The sequence below is a fragment of the Brevibacillus nitrificans genome, from assembly GCF_003710965.1.
GTDB lineage: Bacteria > Bacillota > Bacilli > Brevibacillales > Brevibacillaceae > Brevibacillus > Brevibacillus centrosporus.
This window is the reverse complement of record NZ_RHHU01000014.1, coordinates 99,314-107,171: the sequence shown is the minus strand read 5'-3', so window position 1 is coordinate 107,171 and position 7,858 is coordinate 99,314. Positions and strand designations below refer to the sequence as shown.

At 52.1% G+C, this 7,858-nt stretch carries 5 protein-coding genes and 1 other annotated feature; of the genes, 4 read left to right on the top strand and 1 reads right to left on the bottom strand.

Annotated features, from left to right (window positions below; translation table 11 throughout):
* Window positions 1–492 precede the first annotated feature (492 nt).
* A complete protein-coding gene (locus tag EDM59_RS22100; protein ID WP_122925595.1) occupies window positions 493–2,325 on the bottom strand; it encodes an N-acetylmuramoyl-L-alanine amidase family protein in 1,833 nt (610 codons plus the stop codon).
* 210 nt (window positions 2,326–2,535) lie between these two features.
* On the opposite strand from EDM59_RS22100, the gene EDM59_RS31185 reads away from it, so the two are divergent.
* The 4 genes from EDM59_RS31185 (at window position 2,536) to aspS (ending at window position 7,827) form a co-directional block, all read left to right on the top strand.
* Window positions 2,536–2,706: a hypothetical protein gene (locus EDM59_RS31185; protein ID WP_170184421.1), complete on the top strand. Its 171-nt coding sequence runs from the start codon at window positions 2,536–2,538 to the stop codon at window positions 2,704–2,706.
* Window positions 2,707–2,805: 99 nt separating this feature from the next.
* On the top strand, window positions 2,806–4,320 hold the full coding sequence (locus EDM59_RS22095; RefSeq protein ID WP_122925594.1) for a coproporphyrinogen III oxidase: 1,515 nt from the start codon (window positions 2,806–2,808) through the stop codon (window positions 4,318–4,320).
* 87 nt (window positions 4,321–4,407) lie between these two features.
* Window positions 4,408–4,666, top strand: a binding site (T-box leader).
* Window positions 4,667–4,738: 72 nt separating this feature from the next.
* Window positions 4,739–6,019 carry a histidine--tRNA ligase gene (gene hisS / locus EDM59_RS22090; RefSeq protein WP_122925593.1) on the top strand — a complete coding sequence of 427 codons (1,281 nt, stop codon included), beginning with the start codon at window positions 4,739–4,741 and terminating at the stop codon, window positions 6,017–6,019.
* Between the two features lie 23 nt (window positions 6,020–6,042).
* Complete coding sequence (gene aspS, locus EDM59_RS22085; protein ID WP_122925592.1) at window positions 6,043–7,827, top strand: aspartate--tRNA ligase; 1,785 nt, start codon at window positions 6,043–6,045, stop codon at window positions 7,825–7,827.
* Window positions 7,828–7,858: the final 31 nt, after the last annotated feature.

The window sequence follows — 7,858 nt, the reverse complement described above, 5'->3', positions numbered from 1 at the left end:
ACCACAAATAACCATATTTTGCCAAAACCCTCCACGCCAATGGAGGTTATTTGGTGTGCACTGAAATTATAACAACTATTCTTCTGCAGACCAAGCCTCTAAAGCTTGACAAACATTAGCTGGTTTTTTTATTTGCGGACGTTACGCTAATCGCGGACATCAAAAGGAGAGTGGCACGCTACGTGAAGAGCTTCTCCATCATATTACCCCACTCGGATGGGAACACATCAATTTCTTGGGCGAAAACAAGTTTAACCTAAATCAGCCAGGAACCCTTCAGTCATTACGGCCACTTCGTAAGTAAAACAGAAAGCCGGTATTCCTTAGCGTAGGAAAAACCGGCTTTTTCACGGTAAAAAATGTCTTGGCGTGGGTTTTACGTCATTTCGTTGGCGGGACCCCAGCAATAAAAAAGAACGCGGAAGTCCGCGTTCGGAAACGAGAGGGAACCCGTCTTCGCAGTGGGTTCCTTTTTGTTAATTGGGAGAAATACTAGCTGCCTTGCGTATTTTGCGAGGAGAAGTACTGGAGGATCCCTTTGTACAAGCCCTCTGCAGCCAGGTCCTGCTGCTTCTCGGAGCGCACACGAATTTCCTCGTTGTAGTTGGAGAGGAAGCCGATTTCCGCCAGGATCGCTGTCACTGGATTCTCCCGTAGGACGAAATAGTCGCCAAAACGGGACTGCAGGTCTTTGTAGCTGGTTGCCTTGACAAGCTCATTTTGCACGAGGGAAGCCAGCTTGCTGGAGTTGCCCTGGTTGTAGAAGAAGACGATCGAGCCGTTTGTAGCTGTATTCGGATGTGTATTGTGATGGATGCTGACGAAAATATCAGCGTGATTTGTGATCGCCACATCGACTCGCTGCTGCAAGGTCAGCTTGCGATCATCGGGGCGAGTCATGATGACTGTGGCACCGGCTGCCTCGAGCTTGTTGCGCAGCAAAAGGGCCACCTGCAGATTCACTGTTTTCTCCAAAGTCGAAAAGCTAGCACCTGTAGCACCGTTGTCATTGCCGCCGTGTCCGGCATCTACGACGATCACTTTTCCAACCAGTTCGTTGGATTTGATCACGGCAGGTGCACCGCTAGCGGATACGAGCCATCCGGCGATGTAGCCAGTCGAGCCGTTGCTGAGCGTGACCTGGAACCAGTCCCCCGCTTTGTTGATGATCGCGTATTTCTCCCCCGTTTGTACATGGGAAATGACCTCGTGCTCGGTGCCGGGACCGGAGCGTACATTGGTATCCGGGTTAATAATAGTGACATAGGGACCACTCGGCGTCGGAGCTGCTGGCTGGGAAACAGTCACCAGCCAGCCTGCGACCCATCCTGTCTTTCCGTCTGGTGCTTGGACGCGATACCATTCACCTTGCTTTTCCAAAACGGTCAAAGTGCTGCCTATTGCGAGCGTGCCCTGAATAGCGCTTGTCGTGTTTGCCTGGCTGCGCAGGTTTAGCCCGTCTGTATTGACTTTGACAGTCTGCTTGGCAGGTGATGTAGGCTGGGTTACGGGTGGAGTGGCCCCTTCTGTGTTTCCTGCTCCTGCTCCACTGCCTGTGCCCGTATTTGGCAGAGAGGGCAGTGAGTTTTCGTCAGTGGAGATCCAGGCATTCACACCGTCATACGGGAATTGAATCCAGCCGTTCTGCTGCGCAAGCACGGTGATGCTTTCACCGGCATGCAGCTGGCCGATCGCAGGTGTGCTGGCATCAGGAGTCGCGTAGACGTACGGAGCGAATTCGAGAGTCAGGCTTGCTCCCTGCACCGCGCCAGGCTTTGCTGGCGGTGTAGTTCCCGTATTGGCCGCAGGCAAAGATTCAGGAGAAGGCTTCGTGGTGGTTTGTCCGCCACCGTTGATTTCCTTGACCAGCCAGGAAGCGACCCAGCCTTTGGTTTGACCGGAGAGTTGAATCTGAATCCAGTCGCCATTTTTTTGAACGATGCTATAACGTGTCCCCGGATTGATCGTCTGAATGACAGAATAGGTCTGTCCAGGGCCAGAGCGGACATTTAGCTTGTCTGTCGTACTTTCAATTTGTGCGACGGAGGCAGGGGTCTGCTGCTGGGTAACGAGGTAATTTGCGACCCATCCGCTTTGGCCGTTCGGCAGCTTTACTTGAATCCAGTCATTTTTGGTAGAGAGAACGGGTAACACGGTTTTCACAGGCAAAGTAGTGATGATAGAATCCTGGAGGCTTGGACCTGAACGGACATTGAGCTTGTCCACAGAGACCTGAACAGAACCGGCGGCCCAAGCTGTTGTGACGGGGAGGGAAACGGCACATAGAAAAGTCAGGAGCGACCTCAGGAATTTTTGACGAAACACTTTTTTGACATCCTTTCTAGCTGAATTACGATTGTCAACCCCATATTTCTGGTATCTTTTTGGCAAAGGTATCTATTTCGCCTTATATCGCCTTTTTTCCTGCAACTTCCGACAAACTTCCTCATGTCAATCCCGGGTTGATTTTCCTAAAGATCGGCAATACTTAGGGGGAGTGACGACTGCATCGTGTATCAGGAGGAATGGAAGACAGTGAGACAGTCAGAAAAGGAAACCTTTACACAAGATTTGAACCGCAAGCTTTTTTCAGCTGATTTTCACGATTTTTTGGAAAAAGAATCGACGATAAACGATGTGGAAATGTCCAGAGAGTTTCAAGCGAGTGTGAGAGACCTGCAGCATTTGCGCAGAAAAAGGAAATAAAGGCCGAGATTGCTTGCAGGTGGTGCCACTTGGATGGTTGACCGTCTTCCTTTCGGTCAGCTAAGATGAGGAGTGGCATACTGAAAAGCAGGTGAACCTATGATTCAGATTACATGCGTAGGTCACGCGTTCGAGCGTGAGCTCTCGCTGATTCTCGCTTTGTTTTACGAAGATCCGCAGCTCTCTTTTGTCAGTGAATGGACAGATGAGTCTGCCCTAAAGCTAAAGCTTGCGTTGACTGTGAAAGAAGACGGCGTGGTGGCTTGTGGCGAGCTGTTTGATGGTGCTCGGCGAATCGAGCATCAGGTCAATCGAAGCTATGTGTCTCTTGAAGAAAAGGCGATGCGCAAGACAGCGAAGCAGGCACTTTGCTACGCGTTGCTGTTGATGCTGGAAGAATACACAGGAATGGAACAAGGCTGGGGCATTTTGACAGGCATCCGTCCGACCAAGCTGCTGCATCAGATGAACGTGGCAGGGATAGGTCGGGAGGAAGCGCATAAGCGTCTGCAGGAGGATGTGATCCTGCGCCCGTACAAGCTGTCGCTGCTACAGGACATCGTGGACAGACAACTGCAGGTGGTCCCTGACCTCTATCAGATCGATCAGGAGCTGTCCGTCTACATTGGCATTCCTTTTTGTCCGACGAAATGTGCGTACTGTACGTTTCCTGCCTACGCCATTCGCAGCCATACCGCATCGGTGAATCCGTTTCTCGAAGGGCTTCACTATGAGATGGAACAGCTCGGAAAATGGCTCACGCAAAACGATCAACGGATTACCTCGATCTACTTCGGCGGCGGGACTCCAACGAGCCTTACGGCAGATGACATGGATCAGCTCTTTGACACGATGTATCGCTCGTTCCCGCATATGGATGGTGTCAGAGAACTGACGGTAGAAGCGGGGAGACCAGATACGATTACGAGGGAGAAGCTGGACGTGATGAAGCGGTGGGAGGTAGACCGCATCAGTATCAATCCGCAGTCCTTCACTCAGGAAACGCTGAACGCCATCGGGCGGCATCATACGGTGGAAGAGACCATCGAAAAGTATCACCTCGCTATGGAGATGGGGCTTACGAACATCAACATGGACCTGATTATCGGGCTGCCGAACGAAGGGGTAGCAGAGCTGGCACACAGCCTGCAAGAGGTTGAAAAGCTGATGCCTGCATCGCTTACGGTCCATACCTTGTCTTTTAAACGAGCTTCCGAAATGACGCAAAATAAGGAACGCTATAAAGTTGCCAACCGGGACGAGATTAGCAAAATGATGGAAATGGCGTCAGAATGGACTGCGGCGAACGGCTATGATCCATACTACCTGTATCGCCAGAAAAACATTTTGGGCAATCTGGAGAATGTCGGGTATTCCAAACCAGGTCAGGAAAGCATATATAACATCATGATCATGGAAGAGGTGCAGACCATTCTCGGACTCGGATGTGGAGCGGTGTCCAAACTGATGGCTCCAGGGAGCGGCAAGCTCACGCGTTGGCCGAACCCGAAGGATCCGAAAACGTACAATGACACGTACCGCACGCTCGTAGAAAACAAGCTGCGAGATCTGGACGACATTTATTCCGGCAATCCAGTATCTGTAAAACGGTGAATCGTTAATAAAAAAAGTTTTACAAAGCGCCTGTTGACGCGTGTTGGCAGGTTTGCTATGATTCACAATAAGCTTTTGAAACAAGACAACGATCTAATGACGGGAACAAGTATCCAAGAGACGGATATCCAGAGAGAAAGCACCGTGGCTGAGAGTGCTTTTGTATAACGACTTGGAAAATGACATCCCTGAAGACCGCAGTGAACGGTTGAAGCAGCAGCTTCCTCAGTAACTGGCAGGCGTATGCCGACGTTACCGGCTCATGAAGTGGAGTGACTTTTCGTTTGAAGAGAGTCGCTCAAACAGGGTGGCACCACGGGAGTAAAACCAGTCTCTCGTCCCTGACTTGTAGTTTGCGCTACAGGTCGAGGACGAGGGGCTTTTTTATTTTCTTAATTCTTATTGGGGGTTCATTCGAATGACGCGTATTCAAATTCCTCGCGGTACGCAGGACATCATGCCCGGTACCGTAGAGCTGTGGCACTACGTGGAGGCAAAAGCCCGCGACTTGTGCCGTCGTTCCAACTATCAGGAGATCCGCACACCGCTGTTTGAAAGCACAGAGCTTTTCCAGCGCGGAGTGGGTGAGACGACTGACATCGTGGAAAAAGAAATGTACAGCGTGGCAAATCCACGCAGTACGGATGCGCTGACGCTCCGTCCAGAAGGAACAGCTGGCGTCGTCCGCTCCTATGTCGAAAACAAACTGTACGGTGTGCCGAATCAGCCTACCAAGCTGTACTACCTCGGGCCGATGTTCCGTCACGAGCGTCCGCAAGCAGGTCGCTACCGTCAGTTCGTACAGTTTGGGGCAGAGGCGATCGGCTCCAGCGATCCGGCGATTGACGCTGAGGTGATTGGACTTGCGATCCGCTTGTATCAGGAGCTGGGCCTGACTGGGCTTAGCGTAGAGCTGAACAGCGTAGGAACGCTGGAAGACCGCGCTCGTCACCGCGAGCATCTGCTGGCACATCTGAATGGCGTGCGCACAGAGCTTTGCGAAGACTGCCAATCCCGGATCGACCGCAATCCACTGCGCGTTCTCGATTGCAAAAACGAGAAGTGCAAATCGCTGACGAAAGATGCTCCGTCGATTCTCGATTACCTGAGCGAGGAGTCTGCCGCGCATTTTGAAGCCGTGAAAGGCTACCTGACAGCGCTGGATATTCCGTATCACGTGAACCCACGTCTGGTGCGCGGATTGGACTACTACACGCTGACCGCTTTTGAAATCAAAATGGCGGAAATCGGTGCGGTAGAAACCCTCTGCGGTGGGGGACGCTACAACGGACTGGTGGCAGAGCTGGGTGGAGATGACATGCCGGGAATCGGCTTTGCACTCAGTATCGAGCGCTTGCTCCTGGCACTGGAAAAGCAAGGCGTGCAGCTGCCGATCACAGGGGGCATCGATTGCTTCGTCGTCGTCCAGTCTCCTGAGGCAAAAACGCAGGGCTTTGTCCTCGTCGACCAGCTGCGACAAGCAGGAATCGCAGCAGAGCTCGATTACCTGGATCGCAAAATGAAAGCACAGCTGAAGCAAGCCGATCGCTTAGCCGCACGTTTTACGGCGATCATCGGCGAGTCAGAGCTGGCAAACGGCACAGTAGTGCTCAAAGAGATGGCAACGGGTGAACAGCAGGAAGTCAAGCGGGAAGAGCTCGTTTCCGTGCTGAACGCTACATTACACCATACAAACTAGAAATTGAGTGGGGGATTACCAACATGTCATGGCAATATCGCACCGTACATTGCGGAGAAGTAACGAAAGAACACGTAGGACAGGAAATTGTCCTGAATGGCTGGGTACAAAAACGCCGCGACCTCGGCGGAGTTATTTTCATCGACTTCCGTGACCGTACAGGGATCGTGCAAATCGTATTCAACCCTGAGCATCACAAAGGCGCGTGGGAGCTGGCCGACAAGGTCCGCAGCGAATACGTGCTGGTCGTAAAAGGAACCGTCGTGAACCGTGCACCGGAAGCGATCAACCCGAAACTGCAAACAGGTGAAATCGAAGTCCACATCTCTGACATCCAAATCTTGAACGAAGCGAAAACGCCTCCGTTCCAAATCGAGGATGAGATCGATGTAGATGAGCAGGTTCGCTTGAAATACCGTTATCTGGACCTTCGTCGTCCTGAAATGCAGCGCTCCCTGATCCTGCGCAGCAAAGCGGCGAAAGCATTCCGCGACTACCTCGACAACAACGGCTTCGTAGAGGTAGAGACACCGATGCTGACCAAGAGCACGCCAGAAGGTGCTCGCGACTACCTGGTGCCATCCCGTGTTCATCCAGGCGAGTTCTACGCACTGCCACAATCTCCACAGCTGTTCAAGCAGCTGTTAATGGTATCCGGTCTGGAGCGTTACTATCAGATCGTTCGTTGCTTCCGTGACGAAGACCTGCGCGCTGACCGTCAGCCTGAATTTACCCAAGTGGACATCGAGACCTCTTTCCTTTCTATGGAAGAGATTCTGCCAATGATGGAAAAGATGGTTGCTCACGTATTCAAGGCTACACTTGGCGTAGACGTCCCGACTCCGTTCCCGCGTCTGACTTATGCAGAAGCGATGGGACGCTATGGCTCCGACAAACCAGACGTTCGTTTTGGCATGGAGCTGACGGATGTATCTGACCTCGTAGCATCCAGCGACTTTAAAGTATTTGCTAGTGTCGTAGCAGGCGGCGGTCAAGTAAAAGCGATCAACGCAAAAGGCTGCGGTCACTATTCCCGCAAAGAAGCAGACGACCTGCAAAAATTCGCGAACCGCTACGGTGCAAAAGGCTTGGCTTACATCGGCTTCCAAGGCGGCGAAGTAAAAGGCCCAATCGCGAAGTTCTTTAAAGAAGAAGAGATCGCGGAGCTGAAAAAACGCCTGTCTGCAGAAGATGGCGACTTGCTCCTGTTCGTAGCAGACAAACCAAAAGTGGTTGCAGATGCGCTGGGCGCCCTGCGCTCCAAGCTGGGTGCAGAACTTGGCCTCATCGACCACAGCAAATTTGCTTTCCTGTGGGTCGTAGACTTCCCGCTGGTTGAATGGGATGAAGAAGCAAAACGCTACGTGGCGCTGCACCATCCGTTCACACGTCCGAAAGACGAAGACCTGCACTTGTTCGACACAGATCCAGGCCAAATCCGTGCACAGGCATACGACATGGTACTCAACGGCTATGAGCTTGGCGGCGGTTCCATGCGGATCTTCAAGCGCGATGTCCAAGAGAAAATGTTCAAAGCGCTCGGCTTTACGCAAGAAGAAGCTCGTGAGCAATTTGGCTTCCTGCTCGATGCTTTCGATTACGGCACACCACCACATGGCGGTATCGCCCTCGGTCTGGACCGCTTGATCATGCTGCTGGCTGGACGTACGAACCTGCGTGAAGTGATCGCGTTCCCGAAAACAGCGAGTGCAACCGACCTGATGGTAAACGCACCAGATGTCGTAGCGCCAAGACAGCTGTCCGATCTGCATATTGCAACAACGGTAGAAGAAAAGGTAGAAGCGTAACCGACTTGCACAACCGCATGACGATTTGATA